Consider the following 24278-nt stretch of genomic DNA (forward strand, 5'->3'; position numbering starts at 1 on the left):
AAATTAACTAACACCTGCCATGTTTAAATTGAAGTTTCGCCCCGCGCAACCCCTCGCCGATAATCGAGCCACAGCAGAACAACAAAGACAGCTGGTTTCACCCCGTACGCAATCTCGATCCTGCCCAGAAAAATAATATCCATGGCCCGACAGATTCGCTGACTTGCAGCGCAATCGCAGGCGATGGGGGAATCGGAGGTAACGCATGAATGCCCTGCATTCGCTGCAAACGCTGGCGGTGTCGATCCGCTCGGTGCGCAAGGTCTACGGCGATCCGGACAGCGGTCCGGTGGCGTTGAAAAATATCGATCTGGATATCCGCGACAACGAATTCTTCACTCTCCTCGGGCCCTCCGGCTGTGGCAAGACCACGCTGCTGCGGATGATTGCCGGGTTCGAGTTTCCAACGCAGGGCGAGATCCTGCTCTACGGCGAAAACATCGCCGAACGCCCACCGTTTCAGCGCCCGGTCAACACGGTGTTCCAGCACTACGCACTGTTCCCGCACATGACCATCGCCGAAAACCTGGCCTTCGGCCTTGAATCGCACCCGATGGGCAAGGTCCTGACCAAGGCGCAGATCGCCGAGCGCGTGCGCGAGATGCTTGCTCTGGTGCAGATGGAGCGCTTCGCCCATCGCAAGCCGGTGCAACTTTCCGGCGGCCAGCAGCAGCGCGTCGCTCTCGCCCGCGCCCTGGCGCCGCATCCCAAGGTCCTGTTGCTTGACGAGCCGCTGTCGGCACTTGATCTCAAGTTGCGCCAGGCCATGCGCGAAGAGCTGAAAACCATCCAGGCCAGGACCGGCATCACCTTCATCTTCGTCACCCACGACCAGGAAGAAGCGCTGACCATGTCTGACCGCATCGCCGTGCTGTCCGAAGGCGAAGTGCAGCAAGTCGGTCGCCCGGAAGACATCTACGAACGGCCGCGTAATCGCTTCGTGGCCGACTTCATCGGCGAAACCAACTTCATCCAGGCCAGCGTCACTCGCGTCGAGGACGGTATGGCGTGGTTCGCCGGGCCGGCCGGGCACCCTCTGCCGGCGCAGCCGTGCAACGACGTGCAACCGGGTGCCGGCGTCACCCTGTCGGTGCGCCCCGAGCGCCTGCACCTGGTGCCTGCCAATACTGAGGCGGCGTTGCCGTGCCGGGTCCAAGCGCAGATTTATCTGGGCACCGACCTGCAATACCAGGTCAGCCTCGGCGACGGTTCGCGCCTCACAGTGCGCACACCCAACTGCGTCGATCAGAGCCTGCGTTTTGCCGTGGGCAGCCAGGCCGGTCTGCTGTTCGACCGGGGAAGCGCCAGCGTCCTGCACGATTGAACCCGAGGAGTTGTCATGCACGCCTTACCCATAACCAACACGCTTGAACGCCGACGGGCATTGCAGAGCTTCCTCGGTGTCAGTCCGGCGCTGATCGCCATCGCTCTGTTTCTGGTAGTACCGATCCTGATCGTCATCGGTTATTCGCTGATGGAAGCCAACCCCTACGGCGGGGTGAACAAGGTGTTCAGCAGCGACGCCTACACCTCACTGCTGTTCGAACGGCAAATGGACGATAGCCTGGCCTTCGCCGACTCCTACCTGATCATCGCCCTGCGCTCGGTCGGGATCGCCGGCCTGACCACCGTCATCACGCTGCTGATCGGGTTTCCGGTGGCGGTGTGGCTGGCCATGCAGCCGGCGCATCGGCGCGGTCTGTTGATCTTTCTGATCACCGTGCCGTTCTGGGCCAACCTGCTGATCCGCACTTACGCGTGGATTCTGCTGCTGCGTAACACGGGGGTGATCAACAACAGTCTGATGGGCATGGGCGTCATCCATGAGCCGCTGCAGTTGCTGTACACCGACGGCGCCGTGTTGCTGGGGCTGGTTTATACCTATGCGCCCTTCGTGGTTTTGCCCATCTACGCCACGCTGGAAAAAATGGATATCCGCCTGCTCGAGGCCGCTCAGGACCTGTATGCCGGACGCCTGCGCACCTTGCGCAAAGTGGTGCTGCCGATCGCCAGACCGGGAATTCTCGCCGGCGCCATTCTTACCTTCGTGCCGTGCCTGGGCGCGATGATCGCCCCGGAACTGCTCGGTGGCGGCACGCGGATGATGCTCGGCAACCTGATCTTCCGACAGTTCAGCGATGCCCGTAACTGGCCGTTCGGCGCGGCGCTGTCGCTGGTGCTGATGGCGGCAGTGATGCTGGTGCTGACGGTCTATGCCTTGCGCGCCGAACGCCAGCGCATCGCCAAAGGAGGTGCGTGATGATCGGTCTGCTCAAACGCAAGGGACTGGGCGTACAGGATTTCCCAAGATTCGGCGGTTTCAGTTTTCTGTTCTACCTGTACCTCTACGCGCCGATCGTGGTGCTGGTGGTGTTCTCGTTCAACGCCAACCAGTCGGCCACGGTATGGACCGGTTTCAGCCTCGACTGGTATCGCGCCGCATTCGCCAATCAGGCGCTGCGCCAGGCGGCCGGCAACAGTCTGCTGATCGCGGTGTGCGCCAGCATGGTCGCCACGGCGATTGCCACCCTGGCGGCCCTCGGTACCTCACGGGGCGCGAAGTTCAAGGGCCTGCAACTGTCGATGGGCGCGATCATGCTGCCGCTGGTTCTGCCGGAAATCGTCGTCGGCGTCGCCACGCTCGCGCTGTTCTCAACCATCGGCCTGTCGCTCGGCTACGGCAATCTGATCATCGCCCATACGGTGTTCTGCATTCCGTTTGCCTACCTGCCGATCCGGGCTCGGCTCAACGACATGGACCTGTCGCTGGAACAAGCCTCGGCCGACCTGTATGCCGGCCCGTGGCGGACCTTTCGCAAAGTCACCCTGCCGTTGCTGATGCCGGGGATTTTCTCCGGGCTGATGCTGGCCTTCATCGTCTCGCTGGATAACTTCGTGATCTCGATGATGGTCTCCCAGGCCGGCACCACAACGCTGCCGATCTTCATCTTCGGCCTGTTGCGCATGGGCGTGACACCCGACGTCAACGCCGTGTCGACCCTGATCCTGGGCGTCTCGGTGCTGTTTGTCAGCCTCTCTTACCTGCTGGGCAAAAAGAACGCCTGAACCTTCCAAGAACCGTGGGGAAATAGCATGAGCAAGTGGATAAAAAGCGTCGGCACTTCGTTGTTTCTGACTGTGCCGCTGGTCATGGCCGGGAGTGTTCAAGCCGCCGAAAAACTCAACGTGGTGAGCTGGAGCGGTTACTTTTCACCGGAAATTCTCGCCAAATTCCAGAAGCAGACCGGCATCGAAGTCACCGTCGACTCCTACGACTCCAACGAGACGCTGCTGGCCAAACTGAAACAGGGCGGCGCCGGTTACGACGTGGCGATTCCCTCGCACCAGTTCATTCCGATCCTGATCAAGGAAAACCTGCTGGAGCGCTTCGATCCGGTCAAGGAGCCGTACTACGCCAGTGTGGTCGACAACCTGAAAAAACCGACCTGGGATCCGGAAGGCGCCTATTCGGTGCCGTTCATCTGGGGCACCACCAGCGTGGTGCTCGACAGTGGCCGCTACAAAGGCCTGGCCGACAGCTACAAAGTGCTCTATGAGCCGCCGGCCGAGTTGCAGGGGCGGATCAACATGTTCGATTCGGTCAGTGACATGGTCGACATGGCCAGCCTGTACCTGAACATTCCTCTGTGCAGCGAGGACCCGAAACAGATGCAACAGATCCTCACGTTGCTCAAGGCGCAGAAGCCATTCGTCAAGACCTACAGCTCCAAGGCCGGCTCAATCCGCGAGAACCTCGCCTCGGGCGAAATCGATATGTCGATGTTCTGGGGCGGTTCGTCCATGCGCGCCCGCGAGATGAAACCGAGCCTGAAATATCTGTATCCGAAAGAAGGAGTGCTGGCCTGGGTCGACAACATGGTCATCCCCGCCGGCAGCAAGAACCCGGCGAATGCCAAGGCGTTCATCGCGTTTCTCAGCCAGCCGGAAAACTCGGCGATGACCCAGAACTTCCTCAAGCATCAGAGCCCGATCAAAGGCGTCGAACCGTTCCTCGATGCGAGCCTCAAGGATGCACCGGAACTGCATATTCCCGAGGGCACCCATGTGGTGTTCAGCAAGACCTGCGGTGAAGGCGCGATCCGTCTGGCCGATCGTATGTGGACCAACCTGATGCGTTGATTTCTACCGCCCCGGCACGAGGCCGGGGCGTTTTTCCAGCCGTCTGAAGGGCGCCGTCGTCATGAACTCCAATAACATCAGCGAACTGGTCCTGTTGCCGGCCATCGAGCTCGCCGAACGCATCCGTCTGCGGCAGGTTTCCTGCCGCGAAGTGATGCAGACCTATCTTGCCCACATCGACCGGTACAACTCGTCAGTCAATGCACTGATCAGTCTGCAGGCGCCGGAGGATCTGTTGGCCCAGGCCGACACACGTGACGCAGAACTGAGCCGGGGCCAGTACCGAGGCTGGATGCACGGCCTGCCCCACGCCATCAAGGATCTGTCGCTGACCTGCGGCATCCGCACCACGCTGGGCTCACCGCTGTTCAAGCACTTCATTCCCGAGCGTGACGGGATCATGGTCGAGCGGATCAAGGCTGCCGGCGCGATCATCATCGGCAAGACCAACACCCCGGAATTCGGCCTCGGTTCGCAGAGCTACAACCCGCTGTTCGGCGCCACCGGCTGCGCCTTTGACCCGAGCAAAACCGCCGGCGGCAGCAGTGGCGGCGCGGCGGCGGCACTGGCGATGCATCTGGTGCCGGTGGCCGATGGCAGCGACATGATGGGCTCGCTGCGTAACCCGGCAGCGTTCAACAACATCTTCGGTTTTCGTCCATCTCAGGGCCGCGTGCCGTTCGATGACAGCGCCGATCTGTTCTTCGATCAACTCGGCTATGAAGGGCCCATGGCGCGCAGTGTGCGTGATGCCGCGATGCTGCTGTCGGTGCAGGCCGGTGGCGATGCGCGGGCACCGCTGTCGATCAGTGAACCCGGTGAGGCCTTTGCCGCGCCGCTGGAACGCGACTTCACCGGTACAAGGATCGGCTGGCTCGGCGATTTCGGCGGGTATCTGCCCATGGAGAACGGCATTCTCGCGTTGTGTGAAAGGACCTTTGCCGACTTTGAAAGCCTGGGTTGCCATATCGAGTCGGTGCGTCCGGAGTTTGCCCCTGAGAAGCTGTGGAGCAGTTGGCGTACCTTGCGCCACTGGATGGTCGCCGGATCCCTGGGCGCTGCTTACGCCGATCCGCAAAAACGGACGCTGCTGAAACCGGAAGCCTGCTGGGAAGTGGAAAACGGTCTGAAGCTCTCGGCCAGCGAAGTGTTCGCCGCCTCGGTGGTGCGCAGCGACTGGTATCGGGCGATCTCACGCTTGTTCGAGCAATACGACTATCTGCTGCTGCCCAGCGCGCAGGTCTTCCCGTTCGACAAGACACAACCCTGGCCGACCGCGATCGAGGGAGTGAGCATGGACACTTATCATCGCTGGATGGAGGTGGTGATTCCCGGCACGTTATCCGGTTGCCCGGTGGCGAACGTCCAGGCCGGCTTCAATGCCCGGGGTTTGCCGATGGGGTTGCAGATCATCGGCCGGCATCAGGCGGACTTCGCCGTTCTGCAACTGGCGCACGCGTATGAGCAGGCCAGTCGCTGGTTCCTGCGCTGCCCTTCGCCACTGTTGAACGCCTGATTTTGATAAACGGTTGAAAGCGTAGAAAAAATTTTGAAATTTACGCTTGACGCTTTTCCATTTCAGGGGAATAATGCGCGCCACTTGGCTACATAGCTCAGTTGGTTAGAGCATAGCATTCATAATGCTGGGGTCCGGGGTTCAAGTCCCTGTGTAGCCACCAAGTACTAAAAACGGCTTACCGAAAGGTAGGCCGTTTTTTTATGCCTCGAGAAAAGCGATCCTCCGGGCGAACTGACCAGATTCCGTAGGACCAGGGTGCGAAAGACGTACGAAGAGGATTTTTCGTTCGAGCAAGCACCGGAATCGAATTGATCGCCGTTCAGCCTGACCGACAAGCTCCCCTGTCTCGATCCCAAGACAGGGAATTGTCATGGACCTGGACAAATACCTTTTCGACGATGAATGGCATCGAAAGCGCTGGAATGGCGGTGCCTCGTGGGCCACCTGGAATCCACCCCAAGAGCCAGAACCCCTCTACGTTCCAACAGATGAATGGCCCACCCCAAAACCCCGCGACGATCTGGTTTTCGCCAAATCCTGCACACCGGATAACTGGTGTCGAACGGATGCCGGCACGACACCCGAGCCCGCCTCAAGTTTTGGCAAGGTCATGGTGGCGGGCGCCATGCGTGTTCCTGCTGCCAGCCATGACGTAGCGAAGGCAATCGGCGCTGATCTGGCCCTGGGGCGCATGGCCGGTGGTGGCATCCTGCAGCAGCGTCTCAACTGGGCCCTGCGTGTCGCCGGCGGCCCGGCCAGTATGCTCATCCTCGGGATGCTGCCGACCCGAATGGGCGACGGCACGCTCTACACCGACGATCAACTACGCACCTTGTCTCGCGCAACCACTCGCGTGCGCTTCCAGTTCCGACGCGATGCCGAAGGCGTCATGCAGGTCTACGGCATCCACACCGGAGCCTCAGACGACGACTCGGTACGTACCGTAAAAGTCCAGTGGAACAGCGACAAGACCGCCATGGAGGCGAAGCTCAACGGCATCACCATTCTGTGGACACCGCAACGCGGGCCGCTGGGAGCGATGCCGCCGCTGGTTTATCCGGAGCACGGCGAGCCACTGAGCACGATCCTCGTCCACCCGATCGCCGCGAACACCGACAGCCAGATAGAAATCCTGCCCGGCGAAGACATCACCGCCGAAGATTGCATTCTGGTGTTTCCGGCGGAGACCGGACTGAAGTCGTTGTATGTGGTGTTTTCGAAACCGGCCAGGTTGATGCCGGGGATGGTGACGGGGGTTGGGGAGGATGTTACCGGTGTATGGCTTGACCATGCCCGGGCGGGATCTGGCGCGCCGATCCCAACCAGCATTGCCGATTCGCTAAGAGGCCGTGAATATTCCAGCTTTGATTCATTCAGGCGCGCCTTCTGGGCCGAAGCCTCAAAAGATACCAGGCTAGCCGAGCAGCTCAGCGAAGACAGCCTGGAGCGCATGCGCAACGGAAAGGCACCTCGCGCCCGATTAGCTGATGCAGTCGGCAAGAGAATCTCTCACGAAATTCATCATGTGGAACTGATATCTCAAGGCGGCGAGGTCTATAACGTTGACAACCTCAGAGTCCACACCCCCAAAAATCACGTCGAAGTACACCAGGATTGAGGTAACTGCATGAGCGACCCTTTCATCAAAAACAACTTTTCTGATTACACCGAACAAGACTTCGTTGAGTTCATTGACGAGATCAGAAAGGAAGACAAAGCACCGACAGATGACCGTGCAGATATTCTATTGCTGCACTTCAACGAGATCGTTGGGCATCCGAGCAAGATGGACCTTATCTACTACCCTGAGCCAGGTGCTGACACGTCATCCTCTGGCATAGCCCGCACAGTCGCGACATGGCGTGAAGCAAACGGGCTGCCAGGATTCAAGAAATGAAGATCTATGAGAAAACCATTTCTGACTACACGGAAGCCGAGTTCATTGAGTTTCTGAACTCCGTGCTGGCGGCCAATACAAGACCTGATGAAATACTTGACCCTCTAATTTTTGAGTTTGAACGTCTCAGTGAGCACCCGGCAGGATCTGACTTGATTTACTGGCCAAAGGATGGCGCGCAATGCACTCCCGAAGGCATCACAGAAACGGTGAAAAAGTGGCGCGCTACCAACGGACTGCCTGGCTTCTAGCAGTAACCATCCGGCATTCATAGTCAAAACCGCTGCGCACCACCAGGCCGCCAAAGCGGCTTACCGAAAGGCAAGCCGTTTGTTTATCCCTCGCCCGCTAAAGCCCTGAGCCCCTTCGCCCATATCTGCCGCGTGCGCAATCCCACCATCGCCCGCCAGTCCGGATCCGCCGGATAGAACTGCTCCAGCAGGTTCAACTTGATCGCCCGCCCGGTCGCATCCAGCGGATCGCCGTGCAGATGCAGCCAGTGATCATCGCGCAAGTAGCGATGTACATCCGGCCCCGGGTAAGTCCCGCACTCGATCACAAACGGCATCAACTGCACTCCCGGCAGCGCATCGAGCAGCGCCTGCGAGGTGTACCCGGTGGCGGTCGCCGCAACACCGGTTTCGCTCAAGGTTTCGGCACCGGTGTGCAGGGTATAGAGCCATGGGCCATAGATCGATTGCGCTTTGGCTAACGCCGGATACGGCCCTCGGGTGATCGTCAGCAGCATCGGATGGCCATACTCGCCGGCGCCGGTGTGCAAGTCGAAACACATCACGGTTTCAGCACCGGCCAGATGATTCTCGATGATTGAATGCAACGTGCGATTCGACCAGCTCGGCGCAAGTCCGCCAAAAAACAGTCCGTCGGGATGACTGTGCTGGCCACCCTCGACAATCGACATGACGGCCGGCCAGCCATGCTTGGCGATTTGCGCATCAAGCAAGCCATCAGCTTTTTGCCGCTCGGGGCCGTTCAAATCGGTGCAGGCGTAAATTTCATGCAGAGTGGCGTATGCCTGGTTATCCGGAAGCGGTCGGTTGAAATCCAGATGATTGCGGTTGAGGTCGATGTTGTCTTCGTTGACCCGCCGCAGCCATGCCGTGCCCCACGGGTTGATCAGGTGAATCATCACCACCGCGACATCCTTCGCCAGCGACTCCTGCGTGAAATGCTTGAGCCAGTCGATCTGGCACTCCGAACCGTAATAACCCTCAACCCCGTGGGTGCCGCTGAGCGCCACCAGGCGCCGCTTGGCCGATGGATCCCCCAGTACCGCGACATCGGTACTCAAAGACTCGCCAAACGGCCCATTGAGCGGATGCGCGTACGAAGAGAGCGTTGCGCCCGCCCCCTTCGCGGCGGCCAGAAAGCGCTCGCGCTGTTCGCGATAGCTGGGCCGGGTCGGAAACTCGTTGTGCATGGCGACCTCTTGTTGATTGTTCTGGCTTCACGTTTGCCCATGACCCTACAGAAAATCCGCCAAGGCATGAAGGACAAAGATACCTGCGGTTTGCGTCGTACACGGTCGGCCGATACAGTCCGTCAGACTTTTATCCCACGGACGGAGAGCCCGCGTGTTTCCAGCCCTGCCCCTGAACCGTTTTCGCCTGCCCGCCCTGGCTCTGATCGTCAGCGCCATCGCCCTCACGGCCTGTAACGCACCGCCCTCCTCGACCCTGCCGCTGGCACCGGAAGCCGCCTCCGGTTACCGCACCGGCCTGCAAGCCAGCCACGCTGAAAAACACATGGCCGCCGCTGCCAATCCGCTGGCCGCCGAGGCCGGTCGCGAGATGTTGCGTCAGGGTGGTTCCGCCATCGATGCCGCCATCGCGATGCAAGCCGTGTTGACCCTGGTCGAGCCGCAGTCCTCCGGGATCGGCGGTGGCGCGATGATCGTGCTGTGGGACGGTAAACAGGTGCGCACCTACGACGGTCGCGAAACCGCACCGGCCGGCGCGACCGAGAAGCTGTTTCTTCAGGCCGACGGCAAACCGATGCCGTTCCCGCAGGCGCAGATCGGCGGACGCTCCGTCGGCACACCGGGCGTGATGCGAGCGCTGGAACTGGCGCACAAAAAGCACGGCCGTTTGCCGTGGGCGACGTTGTTCGAGCCGGCGATCAAACTGGCGGAACAGGGCTTTGCAATTTCCCCGCGCCTGCATTCGCTGCTGGAATCCGATCCGGTGATTCGCCGTTCGCCGGACATGGCCAGGTACTTTCTGAACAGCGACGGCAGCGTCAAGGCAGTCGGCACGCGATTGCAAAACCCGGCGCTGGCCGGCGTGCTCAAACGCATCGCCAATGAAGGTGCGGACGCGCTGTACAAAGGCCCGATCGCGGAAGAGATCGTGGCCAAGGTTCAGGGGCACGCCAACCCCGGTAGCCTGTCACTGACCGACCTTCAGCACTATCAGACCAAGGAGCGCGCGCCCCTGTGCACCGACTACAAGCGCTGGCAGGTTTGCGGCATGCCGCCACCCTCATCGGGCGGGATTGCGGTGGCGCAGATTCTCGGCACCTTGCAGGCGCTGGAAACCCGCGATCCGCGCCTGTCCCTGACGCCGCTCAAGCCTGTGCAAACCGATAAACCCGCCGCTATCGAGCCCGCGCCGCAAGCCGTGCACCTGATCGCCGAAGCCGAACGTCTGGCCTACGCCGACCGCGCGCAATACGTAGCCGATACCGACTTCGTGCCGGTGCCGGTCAAAGGCCTGGTCGATCCGGGTTACCTGGCCAGCCGCGCCAGCCTGATCGGCGAACGCAGCATGGGCAGCGCCAAACCCGGCACACCGCCGGGCGTGGAAGTCGCCTACGCGCCGGATCGCTCGCCGCTGCGCATTTCCACCTCGCAAGTGGTCGCGGTGGATGACTTCGGTGGCGCCGTGTCGATGACCACCACCATCGAAGCAGCGTTCGGCTCGCACCTGATGGTTCAGGGCTTCTTGCTCAACAATCAGATGACCGATTTCTCGTTCATCCCCGAAGAGAACGGACAGAAAGTCGCCAACCGCGTAGAGCCCGGCAAACGCCCTCGCTCGTCGATGGCACCGACCCTGATCTTTGATCGCAACAGCGGCGAATTCGTCGCCACCGTCGGCTCACCCGGCGGCTCGCAGATCATCGAATACGTGGCCAAAACCACCGTCGGTCTGCTCGACTGGAACCTCGACCCGCAAAGCGCCATCAGCCTGCCCAACTTCGGCAGCCGCAATGGCCCCACTGAACTGGAACAGGGCCAGTTCAGCCCGACGCTGATCCAGGCACTCAAGGACAAGGGCCACGCTGTGAGCGAAATCGACATGACCAGCGGCACCCAGGCCATCGTGCGGGTCAAGGATGCCCAGGGGAATGCAACACTGACGGGTGGGGCAGATCCTCGGCGCGAAGGAATAGCGTTAGGGGATTGAATTCCCTACCAGCCAACTGAAAAAGGCTTACCGATAGGCAAGCCTTTTTTGTATTGCAACATCCGGCCATGACCTGTCATCAGGCGGCGCTCACACCGACAGCGTCTTGCCATCCACCGGATCGCCAATTGTCAGGAAGTGTCCACCGGCCACATGGTGCAGCGTGCGCAAGCCGTCATGCCCCTCGAAGTGCCAGCGTCCATCGCTGAAGACTCGCGAATCAGCGTGCGCCGCAATGACCTCGGCCAGGAACAGATCGTACTGTTCATGATTGCGCGGCTCCGGCAGCAACCGGCATTCGAGCCAGGCGACACAACCGTCCAGCAACGGTGCCTCGACCTGCTCACCGGCGAAAGTCGGCAGGCCATAAGCCTGGAACTTGTCCCGCCCCTGATCCCGATTGATTTCAAGACCCGAAGTCGAACCCACGGTCTGCACGATGTCAGCCTGATTCACACAGGGAACGTTGAGAACAAAGGTGCCCGAGGCTTCGAGCAGTTGTCGGGTCCAGGTGGATTTGTCGAGGACTACCGCCACTTTCGGCGGATCGAAATCCAGCGGCATGGCCCACGCAGCAGCCATGATGTTGCGCTGCCCGTCATGGGCGGCGCTGACCAGCACGGTCGGCCCGTGATTGAGCAGGCGGTAGGCTTTGTTCAGGGGAACCGGGCGACGGAAGGACTCGCGCATGGGATCTGCTCCGGGAAAAAGAGCCGATTGTAGCGGGATAGAAACAACGAAGGGATGACCGCGAACCATCCCTTCGCCCGACAGGCATCAGCTCGATAACTGGTTGGCGAACTGGCCGACCGCATCCACCACTTTCTGCGCGCCGTCCTGAATCTCGACGATTACCGTACCCGCCTCCGCCGCCAGCGCCAACCCTTGTTCGGCCTGTTGCTTGCCGTCAGTCATCAGGGCCACGGCGTTGCGCGCCATGTCCTGGTTCTGGCGCACCACACCGACAATTTCTTCGGTCGCCTGGCTGGTGCGCGAAGCCAGTTGCCGCACTTCGTCGGCCACCACCGCAAAGCCTCGACCCTGCTCACCGGCGCGAGCGGCTTCGATGGCGGCGTTCAGCGCCAGCAGGTTGGTCTGTTCGGCAATGCCGCTGATGGTCTTGACGATGGTGCCGATCACCTGGGATTGCTCGTTCAGCGCCTCGATGCCCTCGCCGGCGGTCTGCATGTGTTTCGACAGATCGCGCATCACGTTGACTGCTTCAGTTACCACACGGGTGCCGCGCTGGGCGGTGCTGTCAGTTTGCAGGGACGTGCTGTAGGCGATGTTGGCGGCGTCGGCGACAGCCTGTTCCTGATTGACCTGATCGGTGATCACCGTGGCGAACTTCACCACTTTGTAGAGTTTTTCGTTGGCGTCGAGCACCGGGTTGTAGGACGCCTCCAGCCAGACTGTCCGGCCATGGCTGTCGACCCGCTTGAAACGGCCGGCGACGAATTCGCCGTTGTTCAGGCGACGCCAGAAGTTCTGGTACTCGGCGCTGTTGTACTCCTCCGGCTCACAGAACTGGCGGTGATGTTTGCCCTTGATCTGCGCCAGGCTGTAACCCATGCCCTGGAGGAACCGGTCGTTGGCAGTCAGCACATTTCCGCTGAGGTCGAACTCGATCACGGCGGTCGAACGTACCAGCGCGCCGATCAGGTTCTCGTGTTCGCGGGAGGCCTCGATGGTGCGGGTCAGGTCGCTGGAGAAAATCGAGAAATGCTTGATCCGGCCATCCGATGAACGAATCGGCTGGGCGATCGAACGCAACCACGCCTCTTCGCCATTACCGCGGGAAAGACGCACAGCGCCGGCGAAATGCTCGCCACGGGTCAAAGCGGCCTTGAAGCGGTGATGAAAATCGTCGGACTTCACATGCGCCGGCACGATGTCTTCGATCGCTCGGCCGATCAGGTCCTGACTCTTGTAGAACATTTCACTGAGGAAATTCTGGTTGACCGACTGAATCCGTCCGTCGGGCTCAAGGGTAAGCACCAGCATCTCGCTTTCCAGGCTTTCCTTCACTTGCAGAAGGCTGGAGAGTTCTTCACGAAGAGCCGCCAGCTCTTGCTTCAGGCGTTTGTTGAACATGGGAAAGCACCGATGGACTGGATGGATAGCGGGTATGCAGCCTAACCATCGGCCTTGGAAATCTTTTCTGAAGAGCGCTTGAGGCTTGTCCTACAAAAATAGTTACGCCTCGACAAATCAGGCAGTGCCGGCTACCGGACACTGTTCTGCGCGCGGCATGCGCGAACCGAAATACGCCGCAGTGAAGACGCCCACTGTGCCCATCGCTGTGCAGAACATCACACAGATCCAAGGGCTCCATGGCATCAGACCGATCAGCAGCAACGGTGTGACACTGGCCCAGGCGGCGTAGGCAATGTTGTAAGTGAAGGAGATCCCGGAAACGCGGATCCGCGCCGGGAACAGGCTGACCATCACCGACGGCACCGCACCGACCACGCCACAGCACAACCCGGCGATGGCATAGGCCAGACCGACCCAATCCCCACCGCTGATCAGGCAGGTGTAAAGCAGGCCGATCCCCAGCGGCAGCAGCAGGCTGTAGAGCATGACCGTGCGCCAGGCACCGATGCGATCCACCAGTCGTCCGGCAATCACGCAGCCGATGTTCAGAAAGACGATGCCCAGCGCACTTAACGCGAAGGTGTGGCCGGCAGTCATGCCGAAGGTTTTCTGCATCATCGTCGGGGTAATGACCACGAACACCACCACTGCCGAGGTCAGCACGCAGGTCAGGAGCATGGCCGGCAACATGGCCAGGCGATGGTCGCGCAGCACAGTGCGCAGCGGCAGTTCGACCCGCGCCTCGCGCTGCGCCTCCATGGCCATGAACACCGGGGTTTCGCTCAGCCAGCGGCGCAGCCAGACGCCGATCACGCCGAATACACCGCCCAGCAGAAACGGATAACGCCATGCGTAATCCAGCACCTCAGCCGGGGTGAACACCTGCGCAAGAAAGGTCGCGGTCAACGCGCCGATCAGATAACCGAAGGTCAGCCCGGCCTGCAGAAAGCCCAACGCATAACCGCGATGCCCGGCCGGCGCGTGCTCGGCGACGAACACCCAGGCGCTCGGCACTTCACCGCCCACCGCCGCGCCTTGCAGGATGCGCAGCGCCAGCAGCAACAGCGGTGCGAAATAGCCGATCTGCGCGTAGGTCGGCATGATCCCGATCAGCAGGCACGGCAGCGCCATCATCAGGATGCTCAGGCTGAAAACTTTCTTGCGCCCCAGCCGGTCGGCGAAATGCGCCATCAGGATTCCACCCAGCGGGCGCGCCAGATAGCCGGTGACAAAGATCCCGAAACTTTGCAGCAGGCGCAGCCACTCAGGCATTTCCGTCGGGAAGAACAGCTGGCTGAGGGTCAGGGCGAAGAACACGAAAATGATGAAATCGTAGATCTCCAGCGCCCCGCCCAGTGCCGCAAGGCCGAGGGTCTTGTAGTCGGAACGGCTGAACGGCGCCGGTCGGGCAGTGGAATGGGCAGTCATGGCAAAGAACTCTGGCAGGCAAAAAACCAAGGCGCCCATGGTCTACGCAAACGGTCCGCCGGACAACCCGTTAGACCATAGTCTGATTCAGTGAAACACGGTCACAAAAATCCGCCGGTTGATTTACTGTTGGCACCTGTCCAGACGGGCCGGCCAAGCCCCGAAGACCACAATAAACATAAAAATCCGAGGTACTCCCGTGGCCGTTGATATCGAAGATAGCCGCTCTGCGCGCTTTGCCTTGCGCTGCTCCAGTTTTGCCGAACGCTGGTTTCCCGACTCCTGGGTGTTCGCCGCACTTGCCGTGATCATCGTCGCACTGGCGACCCTGGCCATGGGCGCCAGACCCACCGACGCCGCCATGGCGTTCGGGGACGGATTCTGGAGCCTGATCCCGTTCACCATGCAGATGGCCTTCGTGGTGATCGGCGGTTATGTCGTGGCCAGTTCGCCGCCCGCCGTGAAACTGATCGATCGCCTGGCGCGGATCCCGAAGAACGGTCGCTCGGCCGTGGCCTGGGTCGCGCTGATCTCGATGGTCGCGTCCTTGTTGAACTGGGGCCTGTCGCTGGTGTTCGGCGGTTTGCTGGTCCGCGCCCTCGCCCGCCGCACCGATCTGAAAATGGACTACCGCGCCGCCGGTGCGGCCGCCTACCTTGGCCTCGGCGCCGTGTGGGCGCTGGGCCTGTCGTCGTCCGCCGCGCAGTTGCAGGCCAACCCGGCCAGCCTGCCGCCGTCGATCCTGTCGATCACCGGGGTGATCCCGTTCACCCAGACGATTTTCCTCTGGCAGTCGGGGGTGATGCTGCTGGCACTGATCGTGATTTCGATCATCATCGCCTACGCCACCGCGCCCGGCCCGAACTCGGCGCGTGACGCCAGGGCCTGCGGCATCGATCCGGCCTTCAACCTGCCGCCGCTGCAACCGCGCACCCGGCCCGGCGAGTGGCTGGAGCACAGCCCGCTGCTGATCATCCTGTTGGTCTTGCTGGCGGCCGGTTGGCTGTTCCACGAGTTCTCGACCAAACCTGCGATCACCGCGATTTCCGGGCTCAACACCTATAACTTCCTGTTCATCATGCTCGGCGCGTTGCTGCACTGGCGCCCGCGCAGCTTCCTTGATGCGGTGTCGCGCGCCGTGCCGACCACCACCGGGGTGCTGATCCAGTTCCCGCTGTACGGCTCGATTGCCGCGCTGATGACCACGGTCAAGGGCACCGATGCCCAGACCCTGGCCCATCACATCTCGACGTTCTTCGTCAGCATCGCTTCCCACGACACCTATGCGTTGCTGATGGGCGTGTACTCGGCGATTCTCGGTTTCTTCATTCCGTCTGGCGGCGGCAAGTGGATCATCGAGGCGCCATACGTGATGCAGGTGGCCAACGATCTCAACTATCACCTCGGCTGGGCGGTGCAGATCTACAACGCCGCCGAAGCCCTGCCGAACCTGATCAACCCGTTCTACATGCTGCCGCTGCTGGGCGTGCTGGGGCTGAAGGCGCGGGATCTGATCGGTTTCTCGTTTGTGCAATTACTCGTGCATACGCCGCTGGTATTGGTACTGCTGTGGGCGCTGGGTACGACGCTTTCGTATCTGCCGCCCGTCATGCCGTAAACGATGACGACAGGACGCCGGCTCCGGCGCCCTGTCTTTCCCTTCGACAAAAACGATCCTTCCTGCGGCTGCCTGTCGCAAATAATGGCTCAGAGCCATCATCTTTCTTTACCGCGCCACTGCCTCGGTAATATTCTTGCGCGCCCAATATCTGTTTCATTTTTTGTCTGAGCGCAAAGGGAGTTCGTTGCAATGATCGTCGGGATTGACCTGGGAACCACCAACAGCCTTGTTGCCGTATGGCGCGGCGATGCCACTGAGTTGGTGCCTAACGCCCTGGGGCAGTTTCTGACACCCAGCGTGGTGGGCCTGGACGATCAGGGCCGGATTCTGGTCGGGCAAGCCGCCCGCGAACGCCTGCACACTCATCCGCGCCTGACTGCGTCGCTGTTCAAACGCCATATGGGCAGTGCGACGGAGGTCTACCTCGGGGATAAAAAATTCCGTCCCGAAGAGCTGTCGGCGCTGGTGCTCAAGAGCCTCAAAGAAGACGTCGAGCGCACCTACGGCCATACCGTCACGGAAGCCGTGATCAGCGTGCCGGCCTATTTTAGCGACGCCCAGCGCAAGGCCACGCGCATCGCCGGTGAACTGGCGGGCCTGAAAGTCGAAAAGCTGATCAACGAACCCACCGCCGCCGCACTCGCCTACGGCCTGCACCAACGGGACAAGGAAACGTCGTTTTTGGTGTTCGACCTGGGTGGCGGCACGTTCGACGTGTCGATTCTCGAACTCTTCGAGGGCGTCATGGAAGTGCGCGCCAGCGCCGGTGACAACTTCCTCGGCGGCGAGGATTTCGACAACGTGCTGCTCGAGCACTTTATCGATCAGCATCGCAACGTCTCGGACTTCCCCGAGCGCTCCACCATCCTCCAGCCGCTGCGCCGCGAAGCCGAGCGCGTACGCCGCGCACTGGGCCAGGACGCCAGCACCGAATTCAGATTGCAGGTCGGCGAAAAACAATGGACGCAGACCATCACTCAGGCGCAGATGGCGACGTTGTACATGCCGCTGCTCGAACGCCTGCGCGCGCCGATCGAACGGGCCCTGCGGGACGCACGCATCCGCGTCAGCGACCTCGATGAGATCCTGCTGGTCGGCGGCACCACCCGCATGCCGCTGGTGCGCAAACTTGCCGCCGGGCTGTTCGGCCGTTTCCCGTCGATCAGCCTCGATCCGGATCAGGTCGTGGCTCAGGGCGCCGCGATTCAGGCAGCACTCAAGGCCCGTTCGGCCGCGCTGGAAGAAGTGGTGCTCACCGATGTCTGTTCCTACACCCTGGGGATCGAGACTTCCACGCAGGTCGGTCGCCAGTATGAAAGCGGTCACTACTTGCCGATCATCGAACGCAACAGCATCGTCCCGGTCAGCCGGGTGAAAACCGTGCAGACCCTTCACGACAACCAGGAACAGGTCGTCGTGAAGATCTTTCAGGGCGAAAGCCGCCTGGTCAAAGACAACGTGGCGCTCGGCCAACTGGACATCAAGGTGCCCAAGCGCAAGGCCGGCGAAGTCGAGCTGGATGTGCGCTTCACCTACGACAACAACGGCTTGCTCGAAGCCCAGGTCAGCATTCCCCTGACCGGTCAGCAACACTCGCTGGTCATCGAGAACAACCCCGGCGTGCTGACGCCCGAGGAGATCCAGCAGCGCCTGCAAGCCCTGGCGCAACTGAAGATCCATCCGCGCGAGCAGCAGGTGAACACTCTGCTCAGTGCACGGTTGGAACGTCTCTATCAGGAAAGCCTGGGCGACCTGCGCGATCAGATCGGCTACTGGGCCAAGCAATTCCAGCAGGCGCTGGATTCCCAGGACGAGCGGCAGATCCGTGAAACCCGTACCGAACTGAGCAAACAGTTGAGCGCCCTCGACCGTAACCCTTGGCAGTAAGGAAGCACGACATGGAATGCTGGTCTGTCCTGCAACTGCCCGAAGACGCCGGGCTGCGTGATATCAAGCGCAGCTATGCGCGCCTGCTGAAAGTCTTTCGGCCCGATGAGGATGCCGCAGGTTTTCAGCGCCTGCGCGAAGCCTATGAGCGCGCGCTGTCGATTGCCCAATGGCGCCTTGAAAACGAGGAGACCGAGGAGCACGGCGACGTCATGCTGGCTCCGGGGATCGCCGCGCTGGCGGTACAAGAGCAGTCCATGGCTCAGCCACTGCAGAAGACCGGAACCGATGCGTGGGATTACCCTTCGCCGCCATTCGAGCCGGTGACCCCGGCCGCGCCCGAAGCACCGCTCGAGTCTCCGGTCTTGCGGGTACAGCCCCTGAATCCGGAGCCTGTGGAACCGACCGTTGATCCGGCCGTTGAAGCCGCGTCGCAATTGCTGAACGGCCTCTCGGACACCAATCTGGACCAACGCTGGGAGCAAGCGCGCCAGCAGGATTGTGCGCAAGCGTTCCAGACACTGTTGCTGACGTTGTGCTTCGACCATCCCGCCCTGCGCCTTTCGATTGCCCGTTGGGCAGTGCAGCACCTCGGATGGCTGGGCCCGTGGCAGGAGATCGTGATCGGCGACGGGCAGCGCGGCATTCTTGCCACCGAGTTGCTGATGGACTACCGGCAATCGCTGGAGGCATTGCTCGCCTCGCAGAACGAGCGTGAATTTCTCGTGCAGCTCAAGACTTATACGGCCCAACCCTGGCTCCAGGTGTTCGACCGTCGGGAACACTGGCAGCAGATCATCCTGCAACTGCTGCAGGACACGGAATGGAGCGTGCCGCTGTTCGACCGTGTGTCCCAACTGTTCGGCTGGGACGACACCAAGGGCATTCATCCGCAACCGGACTGGCTCTGGCAGGCGCTGATTGAGCGCTGCAACCAGGAAAGCCTCTACGACACCCTGTGCGCCCGGGCCGAAGATCAGCGCAACGGGTCGCCCGACGCGCTCGCCGCGCGGATGCTGATCAGCCCGATGAAGCCGCGGCAACAGAAAGACATGACCGACCGGTTCATTCCGGCTGACTGGCAGGCCTGCCAGCAACTGTCGGAAACCCTCAAGTGGCGCTTCCCCGACCTGCTCGCCCGTTTGCCGTACGCCGACGTTTTCTACTGGCGACGGTTCTTGCCACGCTACATCGCCGCCGAAACCTGGTTGCGGTCATGGGCTGCGATTGCGCTGGCGCTGTGGCTGTTCTATCTGCCTGCCGAGCACAAGAGCACGGCCATGAGCATCGTCATTCCCCTGGCCTTCGCCTGTGTTCCTGTCTGGTTTTTCCGGATCGGCTTGAGTTATTGGTTTCTGATCAGCGCCCATTTGATCGTTCAGGATCTGTGGTTGACCGAAAGGATCATTCCACGCCGATGGAACCCTGATACACGCTGGCTCGTGCTGCGCCATGGCCTGCCGCAAGCCGTCATGATCCTGCTGTTCTCGGTCATGCTCGGAGGTCTGGGAGCCTTCACCTATATCGGGGTGATCCTGATCGGGCTCTGGCACAAGCGGCGCATCGGTACGCTCGACCCGGAGTTCAGCGACAAGCACCCTTGGCTGACTGCGCTGCATTGGGCGCATTTCAGTCCGCTGCAACTGCTGTTTCTGGTGGTCATGACCGGCGTGATTCTCGCCAGTCAGCTCGGTTATTCGCTGAAACTCCTGTTCCCCGGCTAGGCTAGATGCGGGCCGGATTGCCCCTCCACCAAGGTTTTACCCTCGCTGAAAAGGATCTGAGCATGTTGAAACTTGCAGGCCTCACCCTCGCGGCGCTCACGTTGAGCGCCGCCGCCCACGCCGATGTCGACCTGAAACTGGGCAGCACCGAGCGCGTTACCCGTCTCTTCGCCTACCCCAACAATTGCAGCGTGATCTGCTTTCGCAACTGGACGCTGGAGCAGACCGTCGCCCATTACCTGAGCCAGAGCGTGCAGCGCGACGGCTACACCAACGCCAAAGTGCTGGTGAAAAACGACAACAATCAGCTTTACGCCGAAATCAGCGGCGTACCGAAGGGCTACGACAAACCGCTGACCGCGCTGCTGGACGCCGGCGACCTGGCCTATAACGGCGCCAGCAAACTCAACGCCGACGGCAAATGGGCGTACAGCTGGTACCTGTTCCTGCCACTCGGCATGGCTCTGGAAAACCGCAAAAGTGTCGAGCTGCTGCACTTCCCGCCGGATTACTCGCTGACCCAGGCCCAGGATTACCTGCGCTCGAACACCACCGACCGCTGGGCCGCGCTGCTGACCGACAATGGCATCCCCGCCGATCAGACGCCGGCTTACCAGACCATCATCGACATCGCCCCGATCGCCGCGCCCGCCAGCGCCGGCAAGGATCTGGAAGGCGTGTACGACTACTTCAAGGATTACCAGACCACCATGGTCAAGCAGGTCAGCCAGAACGCCAGCGGCGCCGTGCTGCCAATGGTTGCCTTTGGTGCGCCGGTGCGTAACTGGATCAAGCAGCAATACGGTGCGACCGTGAATGTACTGGGTCTGGCAACCATCAGCCCGAGCGCGGGCGTGAACGTGCCGGTGCTGGGTTCCAACCACCCGAGCTACATCTGGTACGCCGCCGATCCGAGCAACTACACCGGCGACGATGCCCAGGCCAAGGCCGATGCAGCCGGTCTGAAGGTGATGGGACAAGATTTGAGCGCTGCCTGCTGGCAGGCCGGAATGGGCAGCAAACCCGGCACCGATCCCAAGACCCTGCTCAACAGCTGCACCCAGACCTGGCAAGTGACACAGAAAGCCAAGACCTGCGAGCTGTTCTACACCACGATCCGCAACCAGACCGTGGCACAAGCGGACAAGACCTGCTCGACCGCACCGATCAAATCCCAGCTGCAACAGCTGAAAAGCCCGCTGCCGGACATGGCCGCGCCCGCCGCCCATCTCTGAACGGACATGTGGTGCTCCCGTGTCAGTCCTGGCTGACGCGGGAAAGCGTCTATTTCGACTGTCAGATCTGACAGTAGACCGCTAGGGTAATTTGCAGGATCTTGGATCCAATCAGCGTGTTGCAGGACTGACAGGACGTCAGCCGACGGAAGTCGCGACACCGAAGCCAACAGGGACCGTTATGAACACATACGCATTACCGGGCAAACCGGCACGCGATACCGAAGGCATTTATCCTTTTGCCGGACTCCCCGTCCGCCTCGGATTTCCGTCGAAGCAGGATTTCCAGATTGTTCACGACCCCGAAGGGGTGGCCACCGCTGTCATAGCGTGCCGGGCATTCCTGCGAATCACCCGAATGTGTCGGGTTTCAGGCCAACTGCTGCCTTATCGCTGTCGGCAGACCCGGCAGATGCTGGCCGGTATCCATCTCTACGATCCGCGCTTTTGCGGCGCGTTCGAGCATTGCTGCGACCCGAACACCTTTCTCGACATGAGCGAGTTATGGCTGTGGGCCCTGCGAGATATTGTCGAGGGAGAACGGCTGACGGTGGACTACACCGCCACCGAAGACAAACTGCTGCGCCAGTTCGCCTGCGGTTGCGGGTCCTCGCGCTGCCGTGGGTGGATCACCGGTTACGACGAATCACCCAATCTTGAAGGCCAGCGCTATCTGCTGAGCTGGCGGCGTCGGCAAGGTTTACGCTGAACGACCGATCAAGGCGCGCCGACCGGGCGCAAGCGGTATTGCGGCGGCAATTGCTCGAAACCGCTGATCGTGGTGTTCAGGCTCTTCCAGCGACCATCCTTGATGCCGTAGATGCAGCCGTGGATCGACAGGCTCTGCCCGCGATGCCAGGCGTTCTGGATGATGCTGGTGTGGGCGACGTTGGCCACTTGCTGGATCACATTGAGCTCGCACAGACGATCGACCTGTTCTTCTTCGGTCGGCAGCTTGGCCAGTTCTTCGCGCTTTTCGTAGTACAGGTCGCGGATCGAACGCAGCCAGCCGTCGATCAGGCCGAACTGGCGATCCTGCATCGACGCCCGCACACCGCCGCAGCCGTAGTGCCCGGTCACCAGAATGTGTTTGACCTTGAGCACGTCCACCGCGTACTGGATCACCGACAGGCAGTTGAGGTCGGTGTGCAGCACCACGTTGGCGACGTTGCGGTGAACGAACAGATCGCCCGGCAGCATGCCGACGATTTCGTTGGCCGGCACCCGCGCGTCGGAGCAGCCGATCCACAGATATTCCGGTGTCTGCTGGCGGGCCAGCTTGGCGAAGAAATCCGGGTCTTCCTTGGTGATCGCGTCAGCCCAACGCTCGTTGTTATCAATCAGGTCTTGTAAGTCATGCATGCTGTAAGGCCTCAAGAAAGATGCGCTGGTATGACAGTCGACCGCCGGTCGGGGTCACTCCGGAATCAAGGGTGATTTGCTTTGAATTTCTGGTGCGCCCGGTGAGTCCATCCCAGTAAGGCCCACAGTATGAGGAATTGCCATGACTGATTCACGACGTCCCTTCGATGCGGTGCAACCGGAGCCCATCGATGATAACGAAGACCGCATGGGTTCAGTGCATGAGCTGGACTTCGACGACGAACAGCCCAGCGCAAAGATCGGCGAGGAACTGCCCGAGCGCGAGCGCGAACAGTTGTTGCCCCGTGAGCGTGTGCGCGAAGCGGGTCTCACCGGGGCATCGACCGCCGACCATGAGCCCACCGACGATGACCTGAGCCCGGAAACCCTGATCCGTGAGGACGGTGCCCGGGATGCCCAGGAGCTCGGCGGCGACAATCAGGCCGATTGGGATCTGAGCGTGGTCGACGAGGACGACATCGGCGGCGGCAACGGACTGGATGAGGCGGAGCTGGCGCGCCGCGATCCGCTGGATCGCAAGCGTTGATTTGTATTGCCTGACAGGACGCCATCGCGGGCAAGCCCGCTCCCACAGAGAGCCGGGTCGTACTCAAATTATGTATACGACACTAAAACCTGTGGGAGCGGGCTTGCCCGCGATGCTTCAACGTTTCAATTGACCAGCGTGCAGGCCATGACCACGGCATCTTCACGCCCGCCGACCGCCGGGTAGTAATCCCGGCGCCGGCCGATCTCGTTGAAGCCATAGCGTTCGTACAGGCGAAAGGCTGACGTGTTGCTGTCGCGCACTTCCAGGAAACATTCCCGGGCATCGGCCGCGTAGGCGCGGGACATCAGGTATTCGAGCAGGGTCAGCCCCAGTCCGCGCCCCTGGTTTTCCGGCTTGACCGTGATGTTGAGCAGGTGTGCCTCATCAAGAATGATCTGCACCACCCCGTGGCCCACTTGCTGCTCACCTTCGAACATCAGCCAGATCTGGTACTTGCCCAGGCCGTCGAGAAAAATCCCGCGGGTCCACGGATGGCTGTACGCGGCGTATTCAATCTTCAGCACAGCGTCCAGATCCGCCTCGGTCATCGGGCGAAACGATACAGCGTCACTCATTCGATTCTTTCCAGCGCGCCATCAGCCGACGCATGGCTTGCCACACGGCGGCCTTGCGCTGTGGCTCTTCCATCAACAATTCCAGCCCCGGCACCGCCCACGCCAGGCCCAGACCCTCGATCTGCAACTCACGGTTGAACGCCTCGGCATCCGCTTCACCGGCAAAGCGCACCGCCGGCAGTCCGATCAGCCACAGGCAGGCGCACGGCGCCGCCTCCATCTGCACCGACAGGAAACCCTGGACGAAATCCCGGGCCGCTTCCGGGCCCTGATCCATCGTGCCGCGGTTCAGCCATGGCCAACGCACCGGCTCACCGACAATCTGCGGCGCGTCCGGCAGACCGGCGGCACGCAGCATGTCCTTAAGTAACAGATAGGCAGGATCGCGGGACTGGAAAGCTTCGCCTGTGGGTAACTCCACCAGTAGCAGGCAACGGCCGGCGCGCAGCAATTGCAGGGCAAACCGCGGTGGCGGCACCGGTGCCGGCCTGGACACCACAGGTGTTTCGTCGACTTCTTCGACCGGTTTGGCGCCCGTGCGGGGACTGGCCGGCGAAGGTCGCGCAATCTCGATCTTCGGCCGTTCGACCGGACGCGCGGCCGGCTGCACCGGCGCTTCGACCGGGGTTGCCGGGATCTGCGGCGCGGCAACTTCGGGCTCGGGCATGTCCAGCAGCTCGGGCCGCGACGGGGCGGCAAAGGGCAATTCGGTGCGCGGCAGCCAGTTGACCACCTGCATGGCGTTCAAATAGGCGCGGCGGCGGGACTCGATTAGCAAGGGTCGGCCACTTGTGGATAACTGAAGTGCGCCGATT

General features: G+C 61.3%; 22 protein-coding genes, 1 tRNA gene and 1 pseudogene. 16 read left to right on the plus strand and 8 right to left on the minus strand.

The genetic code is table 11. The features are described 5' to 3' along the window. Nucleotides 1-205: 205 nt before the first annotated feature. The 9 genes from I5961_RS23675 (at nucleotide 206) to I5961_RS23715 (ending at nucleotide 7807) form a co-directional block, all read left to right on the plus strand. Nucleotides 206-1324 carry an ABC transporter ATP-binding protein gene (locus I5961_RS23675; RefSeq protein ID WP_227233537.1) on the plus strand — a complete coding sequence of 373 codons (1119 nt, stop codon included), beginning with the start codon at nucleotides 206-208 and terminating at the stop codon, nucleotides 1322-1324. Between the two features lie 15 nt (nucleotides 1325-1339). After that, nucleotides 1340-2260, plus strand: coding sequence for an ABC transporter permease (locus I5961_RS23680; protein WP_085700902.1), 921 nt, complete (start codon nucleotides 1340-1342; stop codon nucleotides 2258-2260). Next, nucleotides 2260-3066, plus strand: a complete 807-nt coding sequence (locus I5961_RS23685; RefSeq protein WP_227233538.1) for an ABC transporter permease — start codon at nucleotides 2260-2262, stop codon at nucleotides 3064-3066. Before I5961_RS23680 ends, I5961_RS23685 begins: the two co-directional genes overlap by 1 nt. 27 nt (nucleotides 3067-3093) lie before the next feature. Next, nucleotides 3094-4140: an extracellular solute-binding protein gene (locus I5961_RS23690; protein WP_227233539.1), complete on the plus strand. Its 1047-nt coding sequence runs from the start codon at nucleotides 3094-3096 to the stop codon at nucleotides 4138-4140. Nucleotides 4141-4201: 61 nt separating this feature from the next. Next, complete coding sequence (locus tag I5961_RS23695) at nucleotides 4202-5656, plus strand: amidase (protein ID WP_227233541.1); 1455 nt, start codon at nucleotides 4202-4204, stop codon at nucleotides 5654-5656. An 86-nt stretch (nucleotides 5657-5742) separates the two neighbouring features. Continuing rightward, nucleotides 5743-5819: transfer RNA gene (locus I5961_RS23700), tRNA-Met, on the plus strand. A gap of 210 nt (nucleotides 5820-6029) precedes the next feature. Further along, on the plus strand, nucleotides 6030-7277 hold the full coding sequence (locus I5961_RS23705; protein WP_227233542.1) for an S-type pyocin domain-containing protein: 1248 nt from the start codon (nucleotides 6030-6032) through the stop codon (nucleotides 7275-7277). A 9-nt stretch (nucleotides 7278-7286) separates the two neighbouring features. Beyond that, nucleotides 7287-7556 (plus strand): bacteriocin immunity protein, encoded by a 270-nt coding sequence (locus I5961_RS23710; RefSeq protein WP_085700907.1) that lies wholly within the window; start codon nucleotides 7287-7289, stop codon nucleotides 7554-7556. Beyond that, nucleotides 7553-7807: a bacteriocin immunity protein gene (locus tag I5961_RS23715; RefSeq protein ID WP_085701818.1), complete on the plus strand. Its 255-nt coding sequence runs from the start codon at nucleotides 7553-7555 to the stop codon at nucleotides 7805-7807. The genes I5961_RS23710 and I5961_RS23715 overlap by 4 nt, the downstream gene beginning before the upstream one ends. A gap of 83 nt (nucleotides 7808-7890) precedes the next feature. Here I5961_RS23715 and I5961_RS23720 read toward each other — a convergent pair whose 3' ends face one another. After that, nucleotides 7891-8997 (minus strand): M14 family metallopeptidase, encoded by a 1107-nt coding sequence (locus I5961_RS23720; RefSeq protein WP_227233543.1) that lies wholly within the window; start codon nucleotides 8995-8997, stop codon nucleotides 7891-7893. Nucleotides 8998-9151: 154 nt separating this feature from the next. Between I5961_RS23720 and ggt the strand changes: the two genes are divergently transcribed. After that, nucleotides 9152-10984, plus strand: a complete 1833-nt coding sequence (ggt, locus tag I5961_RS23725; protein WP_227233544.1) for a gamma-glutamyltransferase — start codon at nucleotides 9152-9154, stop codon at nucleotides 10982-10984. A 90-nt stretch (nucleotides 10985-11074) separates the two neighbouring features. Here ggt and I5961_RS23730 read toward each other — a convergent pair whose 3' ends face one another. The 4 genes and pseudogenes from I5961_RS23730 to I5961_RS23740 all read right to left on the minus strand — a co-directional run bounded on the left by I5961_RS23730 (nucleotide 11075) and on the right by I5961_RS23740 (nucleotide 14509). Then, on the minus strand, nucleotides 11075-11674 hold the full coding sequence (locus tag I5961_RS23730) for a flavin reductase family protein (protein WP_227233546.1): 600 nt from the start codon (nucleotides 11672-11674) through the stop codon (nucleotides 11075-11077). Between the two features lie 87 nt (nucleotides 11675-11761). Beyond that, nucleotides 11762-12193, minus strand: coding sequence for a methyl-accepting chemotaxis protein (locus I5961_RS28950; protein ID WP_371857323.1), 432 nt, complete (start codon nucleotides 12191-12193; stop codon nucleotides 11762-11764). Nucleotides 12194-12349: 156 nt separating this feature from the next. Beyond that, nucleotides 12350-13078 (minus strand): annotated as a pseudogene (locus tag I5961_RS28955) (PAS domain-containing protein); the annotation flags it as partial. Between the two features lie 117 nt (nucleotides 13079-13195). Further along, the gene (locus I5961_RS23740) at nucleotides 13196-14509 is read right to left on the minus strand and encodes an MFS transporter (protein ID WP_227233547.1); all 1314 of its coding nucleotides are present in this window, start codon (nucleotides 14507-14509) and stop codon (nucleotides 13196-13198) included. A gap of 199 nt (nucleotides 14510-14708) precedes the next feature. Here I5961_RS23740 and I5961_RS23745 point away from each other — a divergent pair, with 199 nt between their 5' ends. The 5 genes from I5961_RS23745 (at nucleotide 14709) to I5961_RS23765 (ending at nucleotide 21685) form a co-directional block, all read left to right on the plus strand. After that, nucleotides 14709-16127: a short-chain fatty acid transporter gene (locus I5961_RS23745; RefSeq protein WP_227233549.1), complete on the plus strand. Its 1419-nt coding sequence runs from the start codon at nucleotides 14709-14711 to the stop codon at nucleotides 16125-16127. A gap of 192 nt (nucleotides 16128-16319) precedes the next feature. Next, a complete protein-coding gene (locus I5961_RS23750; protein ID WP_227233551.1) occupies nucleotides 16320-18017 on the plus strand; it encodes a molecular chaperone HscC in 1698 nt (565 codons plus the stop codon). An 11-nt stretch (nucleotides 18018-18028) separates the two neighbouring features. After that, a complete protein-coding gene (locus I5961_RS23755) occupies nucleotides 18029-19741 on the plus strand; it encodes a J domain-containing protein (RefSeq protein WP_227233552.1) in 1713 nt (570 codons plus the stop codon). Nucleotides 19742-19803: 62 nt separating this feature from the next. Then, nucleotides 19804-20976, plus strand: coding sequence for a hypothetical protein (locus tag I5961_RS23760; RefSeq protein ID WP_227233553.1), 1173 nt, complete (start codon nucleotides 19804-19806; stop codon nucleotides 20974-20976). A 181-nt stretch (nucleotides 20977-21157) separates the two neighbouring features. Further along, nucleotides 21158-21685, plus strand: coding sequence for a lysine methyltransferase (locus tag I5961_RS23765; RefSeq protein WP_227233554.1), 528 nt, complete (start codon nucleotides 21158-21160; stop codon nucleotides 21683-21685). A gap of 8 nt (nucleotides 21686-21693) precedes the next feature. Here I5961_RS23765 and can read toward each other — a convergent pair whose 3' ends face one another. Then, a complete protein-coding gene (can, locus tag I5961_RS23770) occupies nucleotides 21694-22338 on the minus strand; it encodes a carbonate dehydratase (RefSeq protein WP_007951756.1) in 645 nt (214 codons plus the stop codon). A gap of 142 nt (nucleotides 22339-22480) precedes the next feature. Between can and I5961_RS23775 the strand changes: the two genes are divergently transcribed. Continuing rightward, a complete protein-coding gene (locus I5961_RS23775; RefSeq protein WP_085701827.1) occupies nucleotides 22481-22885 on the plus strand; it encodes a serine kinase/phosphatase in 405 nt (134 codons plus the stop codon). Between the two features lie 125 nt (nucleotides 22886-23010). Here the strand turns inward: I5961_RS23775 and rimI are convergent, their stop codons facing one another. Beyond that, the gene (gene rimI / locus I5961_RS23780) at nucleotides 23011-23463 is read right to left on the minus strand and encodes a ribosomal protein S18-alanine N-acetyltransferase (protein ID WP_085700920.1); all 453 of its coding nucleotides are present in this window, start codon (nucleotides 23461-23463) and stop codon (nucleotides 23011-23013) included. Then, on the minus strand, nucleotides 23456-24202 hold the full coding sequence (locus I5961_RS23785) for an energy transducer TonB (protein ID WP_085700921.1): 747 nt from the start codon (nucleotides 24200-24202) through the stop codon (nucleotides 23456-23458). Before I5961_RS23785 ends, rimI begins: the two co-directional genes overlap by 8 nt. Between the last annotated feature and the right edge of the window lie 76 nt (nucleotides 24203-24278).

The organism is Pseudomonas sp. IAC-BECa141 (assembly GCF_020544405.1).
Classification (GTDB): Bacteria; Pseudomonadota; Gammaproteobacteria; order Pseudomonadales; family Pseudomonadaceae; genus Aquipseudomonas.